This window comes from Micromonospora sp. NPDC047074 (genome assembly GCF_040643815.1).
Taxonomy (GTDB): domain Bacteria; phylum Actinomycetota; class Actinomycetes; order Mycobacteriales; family Micromonosporaceae; genus Micromonospora.
This window is the reverse complement of record NZ_JBEYVB010000057.1, coordinates 1-17939: the sequence shown is the minus strand read 5'-3', so window position 1 is coordinate 17939 and position 17939 is coordinate 1. Positions and strand designations below refer to the sequence as shown.

Below are 17939 nucleotides of genomic sequence, written 5' to 3'. Positions count from 1 at the left end.
CCGCGCGGCGGCACGCCGGGCGGGCCGCCAACCGCGGGCCGGGTCGCGTACCGTTGCCGCTCATGGGTGTGTCGCAACGCTTGAAGAGCAGGTTCCGCCGGTTCCTCCAGCGCCCCGGGACGACGGTCGACCTGGGGCCGCTGGAGAAGCTGCTGCCGGCCATCGAGGCACGCGAGGACGAGCTGTCGGCCCTCGACGACGCCGAGCTGACCGAGGCCGCCGGCAAGGCCACGGGCTACGAGGAGATCTGCGCGATCGGCCGCGAGGCCGCCCGCCGCGGCCTCGACCAGCGGCCGTACGACGTGCAGCTGCTCGGCGCCATGGCGCTGCTCTCGGGCAAGGTCGCCGAGATGGCGACCGGTGAGGGCAAGACGCTCACCGCGACCGTCGCGGCGTACGGGCACGTCCGGCTGGGCAACGGCCCGGTGCACGTGCTGACCGTCAACGACTACCTGGCCCGGCGCGACGCCCTCTGGATGGAGCCGGTCTACACCCTGCTCGGCCTGACCGTCGGCTGGGTCAACGAGGCGTCCACCCCGCAGGAGCGGCGCGACGCGTACGCCTGCGACGTCACCTACGTCTCGGTCAGCGAGGCCGGCTTCGACTACCTGCGCGACCAGCTGGTCACCGACGTGGAGGACCGGGTCCAGCCGGAGCTGCGGACCGCGATCGTCGACGAGGCCGACTCGATCCTCATCGACGAGGCGCGGGTGCCGATGGTCCTCGCCGGCGCGGTCGCCGGCGAGCAGGACCCGGTGCACGCCGCCGCCGCGCAGGTGCGTGGCCTGCGCAAGGGCAAGCACTACACGGTGGCCGAGGACGGCCGCAGCGTCGCCTTCACCGCCGCCGGCCTGGCCGCCGTCGAGGCCAAGCTCGGCATCGACCTGTACGACGAGGAGCACGTCGCGCAGCTGTCCGCGGTGAACGTGGCGCTGCACGCGCACGCCCTGCTGCACCGCGACGTCGACTACATCGTCCGGGACAACTCCGTCGAGCTGATCGACGAGATGCGAGGCCGGGTGGCCCAGCGCCGCCGCTGGCCCGACGGGCTCCAGGCGGCCGTGGAGGCCAAGGAGGGGCTGGACGCCACCGCCGAGGGCGAGGTGCTCGGCACGATCGCCGTGCAGGCGTACATCGCGCTCTATCCCAAGTTGTGCGGCATGACGGCGACCGCGGTGCTGGTCGGCGACCAGCTCCGGGAGTTCTTCGGCCTCGAGGTGGCGGTGATCCCGCCGAACACGCCGTGCGTGCGCGAGGACGAGCCCGACCGCATCTACGCCACCCGGGCGGAGAAGGAGGAGGCGCTGATCGACGAGATCAAGCGCAACCACGAGCGCGGGCGGCCGGTGCTGGTCGGCACCCTGGACGTCAAGGAGTCCGAGGGCCTGGCCGCCGGCCTGAACGCCGCCGGGGTCTCCTGCGTGGTGCTCAACGCGAAGAACGACGACGAGGAGGCGGCGATCATCGCCGAGGCCGGCGCGTACGGCGCGGTGACCGTCTCCACCCAGATGGCCGGCCGGGGCGTCGACATCCGGCTCGGCGGCAGCGAGCAGGCCGACCGGGAGCGGGTCGCCGAGCTGGACGGCCTCTACGTCATCGGCAGCGGCCGGCACGACAGCCGGCGCGTCGACGACCAGCTGCGCGGCCGGGCCGGCCGGCAGGGCGACCCGGGCGGGTCGGTCTTCTTCGTCAGCCTGGAGGACGACCTGGTCGTCCGGCACGCCGGCGACGCGGTCCCGGCGTCGCCCCGGATGAACGCCGACGGCCTGGTCACCGACGACCAGGTCGACTACGCCGTCGAGCACGCCCAGCGGGTCGCCGAGGGCGTCAACCACGAGATCCACCGCAACACCTGGCGCTACAGCGTGGTGATCGAGCAGCAGCGCAAGGCCCTGGCGGAGCGCCGGGAGCGGCTGCTGACCAGCGACGTGGCGGCGCTGATGCTGCTGGACAGGATGCCGGAGAAGGCCGGCGAGATGGACGAGGACCTGCTCGCCCGGGTCGCCCGGTCGATCGCCCTCTACCACCTCGACCGGCTCTGGGCCGAGCACCTCGCGGAGCTGTCCGAGGTACGTGAGGGCGTGCACCTGCGCGCGCTGGGCCGGCTCGACCCGCTGGACGAGTTCCACCGGGCGGCGGTGCCGGCGTTCAACAACCTCGTCCCGGAGATCGAGCGGCGGACCCTCGCGACCTTCGAGGAGACGGAGTTCGAGGAGGACTGGGAGCCGGACGAGGCGAAGCTGGTGCGGCCGAGCGCGACCTGGACGTACCTGGTGCACGACAACCCGTTCGGCTCGGAGCTGGACCGGTTGATCGCCTCCGTCGGGCGGCGGCTCAGTTCCGCCTCGCGCTGACGCCGGGCCCCCTCCGCTGCCACGGCACCGGAGGGGGCCCTTTTTGCGCCGTTTCGACCCCGGTTTGCGAGGGTAGTAGGGCGGGTCCGGAAGATTCGGGAGACCAGACGATGGAACATGTGACGGCGCTGGCCGGGCGTGCGGGGGCACGCGCGGGGACGGTGGGGGCTGTGCGGCGGTGAACCTGGAGATGCGGGACCCGGCGGTGGAACGGCTCGGCGTCCTGGAGACCGCGGCCCTGCTGCGCGAGCTGACGGCCGGGCTGATCGCGATCGACGACTTCGACGAGGCGCTGGACGCGCTGGTACGCATCGCCCGCGACGCGGTGGCCGGCGTGAGCTGGTGCGGCTTCACCGCGCTGCGGGCCGGGGAGCCGGCGGGCGTGGCCGCCTCCGACGGGCGGCTGGCGGGCCTGGACGACCTGCGGCACGGCCCCGACTCGCCCGCCATGGACGCGATCCGGCTCCGCGAGATGGTCCTCTCCGACCATCTCGGCCGCGAACCGCGCTGGCCGGCCTGGACGCCGCGGGCGCGGGAGTTGGGCGTGCACGGGGTGATCTCCGCCCCGGTCGACGTCGACGAACAGGTGATCGGGGCGATCAACCTCTACGCCGGCGCCGCCGACCTGCTCACCCCCGGGCACCAGCTCACCGCGATGCTGCTCGCCGAGCACGCGGGGCTGCTCCTCGCCGCGGTACGCGACCGGGCGCGCAAGGCGGCCCAGGCCGGCGAGCTGGATCCCGCGCAGCTCGGCGACGGGGTGATCGGCCAGGCGATCGGCGTGATCATGACGCAGCGCGGCTGCCCGGCCGAGGAGGCGCTCGACGTGCTGCGCAGCGCGGCGTCCTCGCTGGACATCCCCCTGCGGGAGGTGGCCGACCGGCTGGTCAGCACCGTGTCCCGCCCCCGGGACAACTGAGCTTCGAGATGTGAGGAAGGGCCCCTTCCTATCGCCCAGGCGATAGGAAGGGGCCCTTCCTCACACGTGGCGGCTCGGCGGCGACGGCGGTGATCCATTGGCACTTGTCGTTATATTGGGGTCGGCGGTGCCCGCGTGACCGCCGGCCCGGCCGGGCCGCGTGTCGTTTCGGCGTCCCGGCGCCCGGGTAGCACCCTGGACTGCTGAGGCATGCCGACCTGGGGAGGAACCATGCAGAGCCGGCTACGGGTGCAGGGGCACCCCATCCAACCGATGCTGGTGACGTTCCCGTTCGGGCTCTTCGTGAGCGCGACCGTGTTCGACCTGACCGACGTGCTCGGCGGGCCGGCCTTCCTCGGTGAGGTGGGCTACTGGACGGCGGTGGCGGCCCTGTTCGCCGCCGCGCTGGCGGCCGTGGCCGGCATGATCGACCTGTGGGACGTGCCGGGCGACCGGACCCAGCGCACCGCGATCACCTTCAACCTGCTGAACGTGGGGATGGCCGCGCTGTTCCTGGTGACCTGCCTGGTCCGGGCGGAGTCCCCCCAGCGGGGCGCCACGGTCGTGCTGCTGCTCATCGAGCTGGTGGCGCTCGGTGTCGGCGCGGCCGGTGTCCGGCTGGGCGCGCGTCTGGTCCGCCGCTTCGACGCCGGTCGCCGGGCCGAGGCCACCACCTTCGACGCCCTCGCCGACGTCCCCACCACCACCACGGACCTGGCCTCCCCCCGCCCCTGACCGCCCCGCCCCGCCCCGCCCCCGCCCGCCCCCGCCCCTCCTCGCCGATCTTGCACTTGCTGCCCCGACAAAGGCCGCACTCCGCCGAAATCGAGGGCCACAACTGCAAGATCGCCGAGGCGGGCGGCGGTGGCGGGCGGCGGGTGGCGGGTGGGGAGGGGGCAGGGGTTAGTGGGGGGTGTGGGTGTGGTGGGTGGTCAGGAGGTCGGTACCGAAGTCGCCGGTCGGGCGGCGTAGCACGGTGTGCGCGTGGTTGCCGTCGGCGGAGGTGTTGTCGTACTCGATCAGCAGGTCGTCGCCCTGGATCCGGTAGTAGTGGCGCTGGCCGGGCGCGGTCGGGCCGGCCCAGGCGAAGTGCAACGGCCCGGCGTCCAGCCGGCGTGCCTCCCTGGTCGCCAGCTCGGGCGGGAGCCGGTCCAGGTAGACCGCGACGAGCTGGTCCAGCAGGGCCCGTCCCGAGGCGCCGAGCCGCTCGGCGGGCACCCCGAGCGGCTCCAGCGGCCCGTCGACCCGGGGGCGGGTGGCGCTGACGATGTCGCCGGGCGCCTCGTCGGCGATGATCGCCGCGGCCCGGCCGGCGGGGCCCAGCGCGTCGAGCAGGGCGTGGCCCAGGTCCTCCTCCACCCCGAGAGGCCGGGAGACGGGGTGACCGGCGTGCCGGACGGTGGCCGGGTTGGCGCCGAAGAAGATGGGCGCGGGGGACACCTGGTCGGCCACGACGGTCATGGTCACCGAGAGGTGGTGTCCCTCCAGGCGCCACGACCAGGCCTCGTCACGGGCCGGGTCGCCGAAGACGGCCACCCAGTAGTCGCCGCTGTGCCGCCCCCGACGCCAGCCCTCCGCCCGGTCCAGCACCTCCTCCAACGCCACGATCGCCATCGCCTGCGCGTACGCCGGTGGGCTCAGCGCGGTGGCCAGCAGCCGGTGCGCGGCCTTGCGCCCGGAGCGGTCGAGGTCGGCCAGGCAGGCCCCGGGGCGGGGCCGGGGCCGGTACTCCAGCCAGCGCCGGGCCGACTCGTCGTCGAACCGGTGGGCGGCGCGGGCCCGGGCGGGTTCGTCCAGCGCGGTCAGCAACGCCGTTGCGGCGGTGCGCATCTGTTCGGGTAGGGCGTCCTCCACCGCACCTGTATATCCGGTCGGGCGCCGGGCGCGCCGGACGTCGCTGTCAGCGGCTTGGCGCCGTCAGCAGCGCGACCATCTCGGACAGGTCGAAGAAGGACGCGGTGTCCACCGCCGAGGGGCTGCCCTGGTGCGGGTCGGCCCCGGCGGCGAGCAGCGCCCGGACCGCCTCGGTGCTGCTGCGGAAGGCCGCGGCGGCCAGCGCCGTCTGCCCCCGGTCGTTGGTCCGGGAGTGGTCGGCGCCGCGGGCGAGCAGCGCGGCGACGGTCTCCGGGTGGGCGTGGTACGCCGCCAGGATCAGCAGCGTGTCGCCCTTGTCGTTGGTCAGGTCGACCGGGAGCCCCGCGTCGACGTAGTCGGCCAGTTCGTCGGTGGCGCCGTCGCGTGCCAGGTCGAACATCCGGTGCGCGAACGCCAGCGTCTCGGCGTCGAGTTCCTCACTCACCGGTCCAGGTTAGTCGGGGGGCCGACTGGTAGGTTGCTCGGCCGGCGTGCTGGGGAGGATCGATGGACGACAGGGTGTACGTGGGCAACGCGGGCGTCGACGGGGCGACGAACGCCGGCTGGCTGCTCGGCCACTTCATGCCGGTGGGCGACGCCCGGCACAGCGGCGACGTCGAGGTGAAGTGGGGGGTGCATCCGGCCGGGGAGGCGCGTTCCCGGTGGGCCACCGGGGAGCGGCGGACCGCCCTGCTGGTGCTGGTCAGTGGCCGGTTCCGGGTCGAGTTGCCGGACCGGTCGGTGGTGCTCGGCGAGCCCGGCGACTACGTGGTGTGGGGGCGGGGCGTGGACCACTCGTGGTACGCCGAGCGCGAGTCGGTCGTGCTGACCGTGCGCTGGCCGTCGGTTCCCGGCTACCGGGTGGGGCCGCCGGTCCGCCGCTGACCGCGTACGGCGCGGGGGTCGACAGAGGACAGCGTGTCCCAGATCTCGGGAATACCTACTAAACCAATAGGGTTTGCCGTCTATGCTGGCGTCGACACACCGCCGAACCGCGAGGACCGCCATGCTCAACCGACGCCCGCCCGACCTGCTCGCCGTCGCCCGGCGCTGGGCCGCCGACCCGGCCGGCTGGCCGGTGCCGCTGCGCTTCGACCCGACCTCCCGGTGGTACGCGCGGCTCGCCAGTGGCCCCGACCACGAGGTGTGGGCGCTGAGCTGGTTGCCCGGCCAGGGCACCGACCTGCACGACCACGGCGGTTCCGGTGGCGCGTTCCTGGTCGCGTCCGGTGTGCTGACCGAGGAGACGGTCAGCGGGGGAGCGCTCCGCCCGCACCCGCTGACCGCCGGCTCCGGCCGTCGCTTCGGCCCCCGGCACGTGCACCAGGTGGCCAACCTCGGCGACGAGCCGGCGGTGAGCGTCCACGTCTACCGCCCCGCCCTGCGCCGGATGACCAGCTACCGCCTCGTCGACGGCCGGCTGCGCGTCGCCGAGGTGGCCGAGGCCGGGGTCGCCTGGTGAGCCGCCGCCCCACGTGAACCATCAGCAACCAGTGGAAGGAACGACCATGCCGCAGACCGACGACGCGCACGCATGTCCGGCTCCGGTGGCGCCGCCGGGTTCCCGGGGCATCGACGAGATCCTGGCCGCCGCCCGGGTCCGGTTGCACCGGCTGGATCCCGAGCAGGCGCACCTGGCGTACCGTGGCGGCGCCCTGCTCGTCGACATCCGCCCGGCCGCCCAGCGGGCCGCCCACGGCACCGTGCCCGGCTCGCTGGTGATCGAGCGCAACGTGCTGGAGTGGCGGTTCGATCCCCGCTGCGCGGCGCGGTTGCCCCAGGCGGTCGACTACGACCTGCAGGTGATGATCATCTGTCAGGAGGGCTACACGTCCTCGTTGGCCGCCGCCGCCCTCCAGGACGTCGGTCTGCACCGCGCCACCGACGTCGTCGGCGGCTTCGTCGCCTGGCGGCTCGCCGGCCTGCCCGTGCTCGGTCCCCACCCGCCACAGCGTCCGTCCACCCTCGCGCCCCCGGTGACCGCCGGTCGGGCGCCGTCCTGACCGCCACGCCCCACCGGGCGTGGCGGCATCGCCGCCCAGGAGGCTCCATGTCCGTCGTCGCCATCCCCACCCGAACCCACCCGGCCGGCCGCCCCGAGCGGATCGGGCCGCCCCGGCAGCGGCCCACGCCGTCCGTCACCATCACCCTCGACCTCGCCCCGGGGCCGATGAGCCCCCGCCTGGCCAGGCTGCTGGAGCTGATTGGCGAACTGGCCGAGTCGGGGGAGGGGCGGCTGCGCCCCGGCGTCGACGAGGACCGGCCGCCGGCCCCCCGCGCGGTGCCGACCGCCACCGACCCCGACGTGATCCGGATCGTCACCGCGTCCCGGGTCGTCCAGCGCGGCGCCCGCGTGATCCCGCTGACCCGCATCGAGTACGACCTGCTGCTGTTCCTGGCGGAGCAGCCGCGTCGGGTCTTCACCCGGCTGCAACTGCTGAGCCGGGTCTGGGGCTACGAGCACGCGGTGGCGCGCACCGTCGACGTGCACGTCCGCCGCCTGCGCGCCAAGCTCGTGGACATGCCGGTGGTGACCACGGTCTACGGCGTCGGCTACCGCCTCGCCGACGAGGCCCGCATCGAGATCGACCGGAGCCGCTGACCCCCGGCCGCCGGCATTCGTCGACGCGGCGCACCCGGCGACCCGGGTGCGCCGCGCCGTCGTGTGCGAGGGTCCCGCTCCCGGTACGCCGCGCGCCGCCCACGGTCGGCCCCTCGCCGCCGCCGTGGGCGACGTGATTCACCGTTCCTCCGCCCGGTGCTGCCGCCGGACGTCACCAGGTGAACGGGTGGGCACCCCCGTATCGGGTCGGCTCCGCGACTCTGCTGTAATCATCAGGCTTCGTACGCAGAGCGAGCATCCGGCTCCGATGCGTTCGTCAATTGTCACATTCATGCAACGCAGTCGCCCCTTGACCCTCGCGTGGGCGCCGGGAAACATCGATGAAGCGGCGTCCCGGGCCGTGGGGAATACCCGGACCAGCCAAGGAGGACCATGTCGGTCAGCCCCGCCTCGTCGCGCGCCGGATGGCATACGTCCCAGCCCGCTGTTCCCGGTCGACCCCCCGGCGGCCAGCGCCGCCCCGTCAACACCGCCGCGCCGATGCTCACGGTGACCCTGAACATCCCGCTGGCATCCGAGGAGTCGCTGACCGCGCCCGCCCGGCGGCTGCTGGAGGCCGCCCGGGAGATGCTGGAACGCGGCGAGGGCACCATCACCGCCGCCGTCGTCGAGCGCCGGCCCGACCCGGTGCCGGCCGGCCGCTCGCCGTCCCGCCCGGCCGCCACCATCCCGGTCCTGCACATCCTCGCGTCGTCCCGGTCGGTGCTGCGCGACGGCGAGCCGTTGCCCCTGACCCGGCTGGAGTTCGACCTGATGCTGCACCTGGTCGCCCACCCCCGCCGCGTGTTCACCCGCCTGCAGCTGCTCAACGCCGTCTGGGGCTACGAGCACGCCGGCGTGCGCACCGTGGACGTCCACGTCCGCCGGCTGCGCGGCAAGGTCGGCGTGGACGTCCCGCTGGTCACGACCGTCTACGGCGTCGGCTACCGGCTCGCCGACGACGCCCGCGTCACCATCGACCGCAACGGCTGACGCCGGGCCCGTAACGCATCATCGCCGCGCGCCCTGGCCCGGGCGGTCGTGGCACCGTCCCGATGTCGGCAGTGCCGAGCGCCCGCGCCGACGCGGACCGCGCCGCCGCCGAGGCGGCCCGGACCCGGTGGCCGGCGGCGGGAGCAGAGCCCCGCGGGGCACCATGGTCTGATGCGGATCCGTCCCATCTCCCCGGACCGGCTCGTCGCCGAGCTGACCGAGCGTCTCGCCGGCACCGAGCCCGCCGGCCGCCCCCGGGTGGCCGTCGACGGTGCCCCGGCGGCCGACCCGGACGCGTTGGCCGCCGCGCTGGTCGACCCGCTGCGCGCGCTCGGCCGGCCCGTGCTGCACGTACGCGCCGCCGACTTCCTCCGCCCCGCCTCGGTGCGCCTCGAACACGGCCGGACCAACCCCGACGCGTACTACGAGGGCTGGGTCGACGAGCCCGGATTGCGCCGGGAGGTGCTCGACCCGGCCGGGCCCGGGGGCACCGGGCGGGTGCTGCCCTCGCTGTGGGACGCCCGCGCCGACCGGGCCAGCCGCGCCGCGTACGTCGAACTGCCGCCCGGCGGCGTCCTGCTGGTCAGCGGGGCGCTGCTCCTCGGCGGCGGCCTGCCCTTCGACCTCGCCGTCCACCTCGTGCTCTCCCCGGCGGCCCTGGCCCGGCGCACCGACCCGGAGCTGCGCTGGACGCTGCCGGCGTTCGCCCGGTACGCCGACGAGGTCGCCCCGGCCTCGTTCGCCGACGTCGTGGTCCGTTTCGACGACCCCCGTCACCCGGCGCTGGTGGAGTCACCGGTGTCGCACTGACCCCGGCACGCCCGAAAAGTCGCCGGTTTGGCCGCTCCCGTGACGGGGTAATCGCCCGGCTCACAGAGCACGGGTGCTCCACCCGCGCACAGACCACCACGGCCCGGGCGCCACGCACCCGGCGTACCACCAGCCAGAAAGGCAGGCAGCGATGCTCGTCCACGACACGGTCGGTACGGGCCGATCCCAGGCGGAGATCGACCAGATCCGGCGCTCCCTGCAGGCCCGCTACGACGAGCTGTCCGCGGAGTACGAGCAGGCGGTGCTGCAGTCCCAGGTGCTGCGGCTGGTGGAGGTCGGTGACACCGCCGGCGACGACCAGGCCGACAGCGGCACCAAGACGGCGGAGCGCGACACCGCACAGTCCCTGCTGCGGACCATCCTCGACCGCCGCACCCAGTACGAGCACGCCCTCACCCGGCTGGAGGAGGGCACCTACGGCTTCTGCGAGGGCTGCACCGCGGCGATTCCCGTCGAGCGGCTGGAGATCTTCCCGTCCGCCACCACCTGCGTGCAGTGCAAGCAGAACCGGGAGCGCCGGGCGGCCTGAGCCGTGCCCGCGGACGGCGGTCGGTCCGGGACGCGGTGAGATCCGGCCATGGGTGAGATCAAGGTCGGCACCGCCTCCTGGACCGACCAGACGCTGCTCGACTCCGGCTGGTATCCGCCGACCGCCGACACCCCGGAGAAGCGGCTGGTGCACTACGCCCGCCAGTTCCCGCTGGTCGAGGTCGACGCCACCTACTACTCACCGCCCGCCGAGCGGACGGCGCGGCTGTGGGCCGAGCGCACCCCGGCCGGCTTCACGTTCAACGTCAAGGCGTTCAGCATGCTCACCGGGCACCCGACCCGGCCCACCGCGCTCTACAAGGACCTCCGGCCGGACACGGAGAAGAAGAACCTCTATCCGGACGACCTGCCGCCGCAGGCGTACGAGGAGGTCTGGACGCGCTTCCTCGCCGCGCTGGACCCGCTGGTCGAGGCGGGCAAGTTCGGCGCGCTGCTGTTCCAGTTCCCGCCGTGGTTCACCATCCGGCGGGACAACAAGCAGTATCTGCTGGAGGTGGCGAAGCGGTGTGCCCCGCTGCGCCCGGTCTACGAGTTCCGGCACGCGTCCTGGTTCGACGGCGCCAACGCCGACGAGACACTCACCTTCCTGCGCGAGCACCGGCTCGCGTACGTCTGCGTGGACATGCCCCAGGGGCACCGCTCGTCGCTGCCCCCGGTGCTGGCCGCCACCGCGGACCTCGCGGTGGTGCGCTTCCACGGGCACAGCTACAAGTGGACCAGCCGCGACATCCACGAGAAGTTCGGCTACCGCTACTCCGACCGGGAGCTGCGCGACTGGGCGCCGAAGCTGCGGGAACTGGCCGACTCCACCGGGCAGACCCACGTGCTCATGAACAACTGTTACCGCGACTTCGCGCAGACCAACGCCGCGACCCTCGCCGGCCTGCTCGACGCCGGCTGAGCCGTTCATCCCGTCCGGGTGAGGGCCGCTCACCCCCGTGCCGCGCAGCATGGGCAATGTGTGCGGTCACCGTGGCCGCGGCAGGCGACCCCACGGAGGTGGCGGGAGATGACGGTTCGGGTGGTACCGGATCGGCGACGCGGCGCCGTGTTGCACGTCGTCGGGTCGTCGGGCGAGGCCCGGGGCGAGCCGCGCCCCGGCCGGGTCAGGCCGACCCGGCAGCCGCGCGGCCCGGCGGGGCCGCCGCGACGTGACGACGACCGACGGTGGGAGACCGACGTACGGGGGTGGACAGATGGCTGAGCAGTTGCATTCGGCGTTCGAGTCCTCGATGGACAAGACCAACCTGATCCTCAAGGACATCGAGCAGGCCTACGGCTGGCCCAAGGAGCAACGCAACCAGTCCTACTGCGCGTTGCGCACCGTGCTGCACCTGCTGCGTGACCGGATGCCGGTGCAGGAGAGCGTGGAGTTCGCCGCGCAGTTGCCGGTGCTGGTGCGCGGGATCTACTTCGACGGCTGGCAGCCCGCCGACGTGCCGATCAAGCTCAACCGGGACGACTTCCTGCTGGAGGTCCGGCAGGGCTTCCCGTACGACGTCGAGGGCGGCCCGGAGCGCGTGGTGCAGGTGGTGCTGGACACCCTGCGCCGGCACGTGACCCAGGGCGAATGGGAGGACGTGAAGGCCACGATGCCCCGGGATCTGGCCACGATCATTCCCTGACGACACGCCCGCCCGCGACGGCCCGCCCCACCGCACGGTGGGGCGGGCCGCACGCGTACCCCGAGGTCGCCGACCCGCCCTGACCCGGTTCCGCGCGGCACGGCGAACCGCCGGTGCGGACCGGAAAGGACGTCTACGGTGGGGTTAGAGAAGATCGTGCGTGGGGTACCACCCGCTGCACGACGGACCCCGGCGCACGGCGGGGCGGCACATCCCTAGGGAGCACCGATGGCACTCAACGACGACGACATGCAGACCACCAGCGGTGGCGGCCTCGAGGGCCCGGCCGACGGCGGCGCGACCCCGGGCCAGCAGGACGGCGGCGCCGACGGTGGAGCCGACCGCGGTGCCGAGCGTGGCGCCGACAAGGGCGCCGACAAGGGCGCGGAGGGCCCCGCCGACGGGGGCGCGACCCCCGGCAAGCAGGACGGCGGCGCCGACGGCGGCGCGGAGGGCCCCGCCGACGGCGGCGCGACCCCCGGCAAGCAGGACGGCGGCGCCGACGGCAGCGCCGCCTGACGGATCGCCGTGACTCACATCGACCCGCCGGGCGGCCACGGCCGTCCGGCGGCTCCGTCCGCGGCCGCCGCCGCGCTGGCCCGCTGCGTGTCGGTCGAGCCGGCGAAGTTCGCCGCCGCCCACTGGGGACGTACGCCGCTGCTCTCCCGCGCCGACGAACTGCCTGACGCGCACGGCTTCACCGACCTGCTCAGCCCCGCCGACGCCGACGAGCTGCTCAGCCGACGCGGCCTGCGCAGCCCGTTCCTGCGCGTGGCCCAGGACGGCGAGCTGGTCCCGGCGGCCCGCTTCACCGGCGGCGGCGGCGCCGGCGCCGAGATCGGCGACCAGGTCCTCGACGAGCGGGTCCTGGAGCTGTACGCGGGCGGAGCCACCCTGGTGCTGCAGGGACTGCACCGCACCTGGCCCGCCCTGATCGACTTCGCCCGCGACCTCGGCACGGCGGTCGGGCAGCCGTTGCAGGTCAACGCCTACCTGACCCCCGCCGGCAACCAGGGGTTCGCCACCCACTACGACACCCACGACGTCTTCGTCCTCCAGGTCGACGGCCGCAAGCACTGGCGGATCCACCCGCCGGTGCTGCCCGACCCGCTGGAGAAGCAGCCCTGGGGCGGCCGGGCCGACGAGGTGTCGGCCACCGCGGAGGGACCCGCCGCGCTGGACGTGGTCCTCGCCCCCGGCGACGCGCTCTACCTGCCCCGCGGCTGGCTGCACAGCGCGCAGGCGCAGGAGTCCAGCTCGCTGCACCTGACGGTCGGCGTGCGGGCACTGACCCGCTACGCGATGGTCGAGGAGTTGCTCGCCCTCGCCGCCGAGGACCAGCGGCTGCGCGCCACGCTGCCGTTCGGCACCGACGTGGCCGACCCGGACGCGATCGAGCCGGAGCTGACCGAGACCGTGGAGGCGCTGCGCGACTGGCTGCTCCGGGCCGATCCGGCGGCGGTCGCCGCCCGGCTGCGGCAGCGCGCCTGGCCGGCCGCCCGGCCGGCGCCGATCCGACCCCTGGCGCAGGCCGCCGCACTGGCGGCGCTGGACGTCGACACCCGGCTCGCCCCGCGTCCCGGCCTGCGCTGGCGGCTCACCACGCAGGCGGAGCGGGCCGCGCTGGTGCTGTTCGACCGCACCGTCACCCTGCCCGCGTCGTGCGCGCCGGCCGTGCGCGCCCTGCTCGCCGCCGACTCCACCCGGGTGGGCGACCTGCCGGGCCTGGACGACGACGCCGACCGGCTCACCCTGGCCCGTCGCCTGCTGCGCGAGGCGGTGCTGGTCCCGGCCTGAGCGGTGGTGTAAGGAAGGGCCCCTTCCTATCGCCCAGGCGATAGGAAGGGGCCCTTCCTTACACGCTCAGCGGTTGGCGACCAGCAGCGCGACGGTGGTCACCAGCCCGGCGACGAGCACCACGGCCAGCGGCCGGGGGCCGAGCACCGCGTGCCGGCGGTCGGCCAGCAGCTTCGCCGGCACCAGACCGACCAGCGGGCCCAGCAGCGTCACCACCAGGGCCAGCACCGGCAACCCGACGCCGAGGTCGCCGCCGTACCGGTCGCCCGCCGCCCGGGCCGCCCCGCCGAGGGCGTACGCGAGCACCGCGCCGGCCACCCCGCACAACGCCAACAGCGGGTTGACCGAGCCCGGCAGGTCACCGGGCTGGCGGGTGCGGTTGAGCAGGTCCCGTACCCCGGCCAGCAGCGGCGCCGGGTCGCCCGTCGCGCCCGACACCGGCGCCGGGGGCCCGCCCGCCCGGCGGCCCGTCCCGCCGAGGCGGCTCCGCAGCAGCTGCCACAGGTCGGCGACCTCGGCGTCCACCCGTTCCTGCTCCTCCCGGGCGTCCACCAGTTCCCGCTCGGCGCCGCGGAGCGCGGTCTCCGCCTCGGCGACGGCCCGGTCGGCGGCGGCGCACTGCTGGGCGTGCCAGGTGTGCGCCTCGGCCCGCTGGGCGCGCACCAGCGCGCTCAGCTCGGCCAGCCGACGGATCTGGGCCGCGTACGACTCACTGGTCACCGGTTCGTTCATCGCGCCGGCCCGTAGGGGATGATCACCTGGCCGGTGCGGTGCACCGCCCGGTCGAAGAACAGCCCCCGCCAGGGGCGGGGATACCAGTCCGGGCCGCCGGTGCCCGGATACAGCGACGAGCCCAGCTCACCGCCGTGGGCGTCCAACGCCACCCAGGCGCCGATCTGGTCGGTCCGGGCGGCCGGCCCGCCCAGGTCGGCGCGCATCCGGGCCACGCCCCGCCACCAGGCCAGCACGTGGGTGCGCCGCTCCGGCCCGTCGTGCAGGATCCGGCGCAGCTCCTCCAGCCCCGTGCGCCGGCCGATCCGCGCCGCCAGCGCACCGGCCGCCGCGTCCACGGCGAACAGCAGCAGGTAGTGCGGGGTGCCCGGCGAGGCGAGCGTCTCGGCGGTCTCCGCCATCAGCTCGCCGACGGTCTCCTCGTCGTACCAGGCGGCGTCGTCGGCGAGGTCCTCGTAGAGCGACCGGGCGGCGGGGTCGGCGTCCGGGTCCAGGCAGGCGATGGAGAACCGGGCCGTACCGGGGCGGTGCTGCCGGGCCAGCGAGCGGGCCGCCGCGTCCAGCACCGCGCACGCCTCGTCGACCCGGGTGCCGAGCACCGCCAGGTTGCGGCCGGGGGCCCGGGGCAGCCGCAGCGCCGCCGAGCGGGCCTGCACGTCGATGATCTCGCCGAGCAGCGCGACCGGCGTACGGGGGTGACCCGTCTCCGGGGCGGTGAGCGCCCGGAAGTCCGGTGCCTCGGCGAGCCGGGGGATCGCGTCGCCGTCGAAGAGCCGGGCCGGGGCGGCGTCCTGCGGGCGCATCCGCCACAGCCGGTGCTGCAGCTCGCTCCACGTCTCCCAGTCGCTGGCCGACGGGATCCGGGCGACCTGGTTGCCCTCCGCCATGCCCGACTCGGCGTTGACCACCGCGTGGTGGCGCGGCAGCGACTGGGCGGCGTCGTTGCGTTCGGCGAGGATCCGCAACGCCTTGGGCAGCGCGATCCGCAGCGTGAACTGCGCGACCAGGGCCGGCCGCCCCCACAGCGCCTCGATGCCGCGCACGTCCTGCGAGGCGAGCACCAGGTGGATGCCCTGGGACCGGCCGCGGCGGGCCAGGTCCTCCAGCAGGTCGGCGGCCTCCCGGGCGACCACGTCCCGCCCGGCCAGCAGCATCTGGAACTCGTCGACCACCGCGACGATCCGCGGCCAGTGCCCGGTCGGGTCGACGGCGCGCAGCTCGGCGAGCTTGGTGACCTCGTGCTTCTTCGCGGCGTCGGCCCGCCGGCGCAGCTCCTCGGCGAGGAAGCGCAGCAGGGCCAGGCCGAACTCCCGGTCGGTGTTGACGTTGATCCCGACCAGCCGCATGTGCGGCAGCCAGCTCGGGTCCCGCCGGCCCTGGGCGAACCGGGCGAAGGACACCCCCTCCTTGAAGTCGAGCAGGTAGAACTCCAGTTCGCTGGGGGAGTAGCGGGCAGCCAGCGCGCCGATCCACGCGAAGATCAGATTCGTCTTGCCGGTGCCGGACGGGCCGCCGATCAGGGCGTGCGGCGGGTAGTCGCCCAGGGTGAGCAGCACCGGGCGGCCGTGCGGGCCCTCGCCGATCGGGGCGGTCAGCCCGGTCGCCGAATCCTCCCGCCACATCTGCTCCACGGGCGGCAGCAGGTCGGTGAACGGAGTGGGGGCGGGACCGGCGTTGACCCGTGCCGCCACCTCCCGGCAGGTCCGGGTGACCAGGGCCGCCGGCGGCGGCGGGTCGAGACGTACGGGCAGGCCGGTCGGCCCGCCGATCCGGGCACCGTCGGTGTGCGCACCGACCCGGGTCACGGTGGGATCGTCCGGCAGCGGTACGCCCCGCACCACCAGGTGCACGCCGCAGGCCGCCCCGGTGCGGACCACCCGGTCGAGCTGCCCGCGCTCGTGCCGGGACAGCTCGTCGCCACCCAGCAGCACCGCCACCCGCCACGGCTCGGGCCGCCGGCCCGTCGCGGCGGCCAGTTCGCGCAGCGAGCCGTGCTCACCGGCCAGCACGGTCTCGTTGATCCGGCGGATCTGTTCCACCAGGTCGTCGAGCAGCCGGGCGAGCCCGCCCGGGCCGACGAAGGTGAGCAACCCGGCGGTGCCGAGCGGGGCGAAGCCGGCCAGCCCGCCGCCCAGGTGCTCCGGGTCGTAGCCGATCAGCCGGACGGCCCCCGGGTCGGTCCGCCCGACGCCGCGCAGCAGCAGCGCCGACACGACGGCCTCGGCGCCCTCGCGGTCGTCCCCGGTCAGCTCGACGTGGCCGGCGTCGAGCAGCGGCACCAGCGCCGGCACCGGCTCGGCGCCCGGGATGCGTACGGTGCCGACCCGCAGCGCGCCCGGCTGCTCCGCCCTGCGGGCGGGGGTGGGACGCCACCCTGCCCACTCCGCGGAGGCGGCCCCCGGGGCCTCCCGCTGCGCCGCGTCCGCCGCGCGGCGGGCCAGCTCCGCGATCCGCGCGGCGTGCCGGTCGTCGATCTCGGCCAGCCGGCGGTCACGCTGCGCGCCGACCCGCTCCGGCACGACCGCCGCGGCCCGGCGGACCCGCGCCAGCCGGTCCCGGGCCGTGGTCAGCTCCGACTGTGCCGCGGACAGGCGGGTCCGGCTCGCGCCGAGCGCCTCGCCGAGCATGCCCCGCACCCGGGTGACCAGCTGCGTCCGCCGGTCAGCCATCGACGCCCCGTCCGCGCGGGTCCGCGCCGCCCGGCGCCGCCCGGCCAGCCGGCGGGCTCGACCAGACGCGCCCGGTCGATCCGCCCGGCCGGCTGCCCGCCGCCCCGCCCCGGGCCGCCCTGTCCCGGGCGGCCTCGCCCCGTGCCGGCTCGTCCCGGGCGGCCCTGTCCCTGGTGGTCTCGTCCCGCGTGGTGCCGCCCCGTGCCGGCTGGTCCCGTGCGGCCGTGCGCCCTGCCGCCTCGTCCCGCGACGCGTCCTCGTGCGCCCGCTCCGCCCGCCGCCGTGCCGCGTCGGCGTCGTCGTACGCCTTTCCCGCCCGCTCCCGGGCCGCCGCGACCCGCTCCCGCGCGGCGGCCACCCGGTCCTTCGCGGCGGCGGCGCGACGCTGCCACGCGGCGTCGTCGGCCCGGTCGCGGTCGGTCTTCGCCTGCCGGTCCCGCTCGTCGGCGGCCTGCCGCTCCCCGGCCCCCTCGGGGCGCCGGTCCCGCTCGTCGTCGGTCGGCAGGTCCCGGCCGAGCCGGGCCAGCAGCACCCCGGTGAGCACCCCCGCGGTGACCGCCGGGTCGGCGGCGTGCGGCTGCTCCGCGTCACCCCGGCGCGGCGGCGGCATCCGGCAGATCCGGGTCAGCAGGGTGTCCAGCACGGGCGGGGGCAGGCCGGGCAGCAGGTCCCGGACCCGGTCGTCCAGCTCGCGGTGCAACCGTCCCAGGTCGTCGGCGCGCGGCGGGTGCCCGAGCAGCTCCCCGGCCAGGTCGCGCAGCAACGGTGGGGCCACCGCCGCCATCCCGAGGCCGACGTCGGCGTGCGCGCGGCGCAGCTCGGTGTGCAGCCGGGCCCGGTCGCCGGCACGCACCCCGCCGACCACCCGGCGCAGCAGCTCCCGGGAGTCGTCGACCTGTTCGTCCGGCCCGTCCGGCGGACCCTCCCGGCCGCCGGTCAACTCGGCGACCCGCACCGACCACCAGCGGCGCGGCGTCGCCTCGGCGGCCGGCTCGGGCGCCGCGCCGCCCGGGG

The 17939-nt window shown here is 75.4% G+C and carries 19 protein-coding genes; 14 read left to right on the top strand and 5 right to left on the bottom strand.

All coding sequences use genetic code 11. The features are described 5' to 3' along the window. Nucleotides 1–62: 62 nt before the first annotated feature. The 3 genes from secA2 to ABZ809_RS32860 all read left to right on the top strand — a co-directional run bounded on the left by secA2 (nucleotide 63) and on the right by ABZ809_RS32860 (nucleotide 4008). Complete coding sequence (secA2, locus tag ABZ809_RS32870) at nucleotides 63–2354, top strand: accessory Sec system translocase SecA2 (RefSeq protein WP_357566547.1); 2292 nt, start codon at nucleotides 63–65, stop codon at nucleotides 2352–2354. Nucleotides 2355–2532: 178 nt separating this feature from the next. After that, a complete protein-coding gene (locus ABZ809_RS32865; protein ID WP_357566546.1) occupies nucleotides 2533–3273 on the top strand; it encodes a GAF and ANTAR domain-containing protein in 741 nt (246 codons plus the stop codon). A 231-nt stretch (nucleotides 3274–3504) separates the two neighbouring features. Further along, the gene (locus ABZ809_RS32860; RefSeq protein ID WP_357566545.1) at nucleotides 3505–4008 is read left to right on the top strand and encodes a DUF2231 domain-containing protein; all 504 of its coding nucleotides are present in this window, start codon (nucleotides 3505–3507) and stop codon (nucleotides 4006–4008) included. Nucleotides 4009–4176: 168 nt separating this feature from the next. On the opposite strand, the gene ABZ809_RS32855 is transcribed toward ABZ809_RS32860, so the two are convergent. Both ABZ809_RS32855 and ABZ809_RS32850 read right to left on the bottom strand, forming a co-directional pair. Further along, entirely contained in the window at nucleotides 4177–5127 is a 951-nt protein-coding gene (locus tag ABZ809_RS32855; RefSeq protein WP_357566544.1) for a DUF3500 domain-containing protein, read from the bottom strand. Between the two features lie 46 nt (nucleotides 5128–5173). Next, nucleotides 5174–5572 carry an ankyrin repeat domain-containing protein gene (locus tag ABZ809_RS32850; RefSeq protein ID WP_357566543.1) on the bottom strand — a complete coding sequence of 133 codons (399 nt, stop codon included), beginning with the start codon at nucleotides 5570–5572 and terminating at the stop codon, nucleotides 5174–5176. A gap of 62 nt (nucleotides 5573–5634) precedes the next feature. Between ABZ809_RS32850 and ABZ809_RS32845 the strand changes: the two genes are divergently transcribed. From ABZ809_RS32845 to ABZ809_RS32795, 11 genes are all read left to right on the top strand, one after another. After that, nucleotides 5635–6012 (top strand): signal peptidase I, encoded by a 378-nt coding sequence (locus ABZ809_RS32845; protein WP_357566542.1) that lies wholly within the window; start codon nucleotides 5635–5637, stop codon nucleotides 6010–6012. Between the two features lie 121 nt (nucleotides 6013–6133). Next, nucleotides 6134–6589, top strand: coding sequence for a cysteine dioxygenase family protein (locus tag ABZ809_RS32840; RefSeq protein WP_357566541.1), 456 nt, complete (start codon nucleotides 6134–6136; stop codon nucleotides 6587–6589). Between the two features lie 46 nt (nucleotides 6590–6635). Next, nucleotides 6636–7130 (top strand): rhodanese-like domain-containing protein, encoded by a 495-nt coding sequence (locus tag ABZ809_RS32835; protein WP_357566540.1) that lies wholly within the window; start codon nucleotides 6636–6638, stop codon nucleotides 7128–7130. A gap of 47 nt (nucleotides 7131–7177) precedes the next feature. Continuing rightward, the gene (locus ABZ809_RS32830; RefSeq protein WP_357566539.1) at nucleotides 7178–7729 is read left to right on the top strand and encodes a winged helix-turn-helix domain-containing protein; all 552 of its coding nucleotides are present in this window, start codon (nucleotides 7178–7180) and stop codon (nucleotides 7727–7729) included. A 393-nt stretch (nucleotides 7730–8122) separates the two neighbouring features. Then, complete coding sequence (locus ABZ809_RS32825) at nucleotides 8123–8722, top strand: winged helix-turn-helix domain-containing protein (RefSeq protein ID WP_357566538.1); 600 nt, start codon at nucleotides 8123–8125, stop codon at nucleotides 8720–8722. A 171-nt stretch (nucleotides 8723–8893) separates the two neighbouring features. Beyond that, nucleotides 8894–9532 carry a uridine kinase gene (locus ABZ809_RS32820; RefSeq protein ID WP_357566537.1) on the top strand — a complete coding sequence of 213 codons (639 nt, stop codon included), beginning with the start codon at nucleotides 8894–8896 and terminating at the stop codon, nucleotides 9530–9532. 151 nt (nucleotides 9533–9683) lie between these two features. Next, a complete protein-coding gene (locus ABZ809_RS32815) occupies nucleotides 9684–10082 on the top strand; it encodes a TraR/DksA C4-type zinc finger protein (RefSeq protein WP_357566536.1) in 399 nt (132 codons plus the stop codon). A 48-nt stretch (nucleotides 10083–10130) separates the two neighbouring features. After that, entirely contained in the window at nucleotides 10131–11003 is an 873-nt protein-coding gene (locus ABZ809_RS32810; RefSeq protein ID WP_357566535.1) for a DUF72 domain-containing protein, read from the top strand. Between the two features lie 295 nt (nucleotides 11004–11298). Then, nucleotides 11299–11727, top strand: coding sequence for a DUF2267 domain-containing protein (locus tag ABZ809_RS32805; RefSeq protein WP_357566534.1), 429 nt, complete (start codon nucleotides 11299–11301; stop codon nucleotides 11725–11727). Between the two features lie 228 nt (nucleotides 11728–11955). Next, nucleotides 11956–12246 carry a hypothetical protein gene (locus tag ABZ809_RS32800; RefSeq protein ID WP_357566533.1) on the top strand — a complete coding sequence of 97 codons (291 nt, stop codon included), beginning with the start codon at nucleotides 11956–11958 and terminating at the stop codon, nucleotides 12244–12246. Between the two features lie 9 nt (nucleotides 12247–12255). Next, nucleotides 12256–13524 (top strand): cupin domain-containing protein, encoded by a 1269-nt coding sequence (locus ABZ809_RS32795; protein ID WP_357566532.1) that lies wholly within the window; start codon nucleotides 12256–12258, stop codon nucleotides 13522–13524. Nucleotides 13525–13590: 66 nt separating this feature from the next. On the opposite strand, the gene ABZ809_RS32790 is transcribed toward ABZ809_RS32795, so the two are convergent. The 3 genes from ABZ809_RS32790 to ABZ809_RS32780 all read right to left on the bottom strand — a co-directional run. Then, a complete protein-coding gene (locus ABZ809_RS32790) occupies nucleotides 13591–14256 on the bottom strand; it encodes a hypothetical protein (RefSeq protein WP_357566531.1) in 666 nt (221 codons plus the stop codon). Beyond that, the gene (locus ABZ809_RS32785) at nucleotides 14253–16925 is read right to left on the bottom strand and encodes an FtsK/SpoIIIE domain-containing protein (protein ID WP_357566530.1); all 2673 of its coding nucleotides are present in this window, start codon (nucleotides 16923–16925) and stop codon (nucleotides 14253–14255) included. The genes ABZ809_RS32790 and ABZ809_RS32785 overlap by 4 nt, the downstream gene beginning before the upstream one ends. Beyond that, on the bottom strand, nucleotides 16918–17939 hold a 1022-nt coding region (locus tag ABZ809_RS32780; RefSeq protein WP_357566529.1), incomplete at its 5' end, for a hypothetical protein. The genes ABZ809_RS32785 and ABZ809_RS32780, both read right to left, overlap by 8 nt.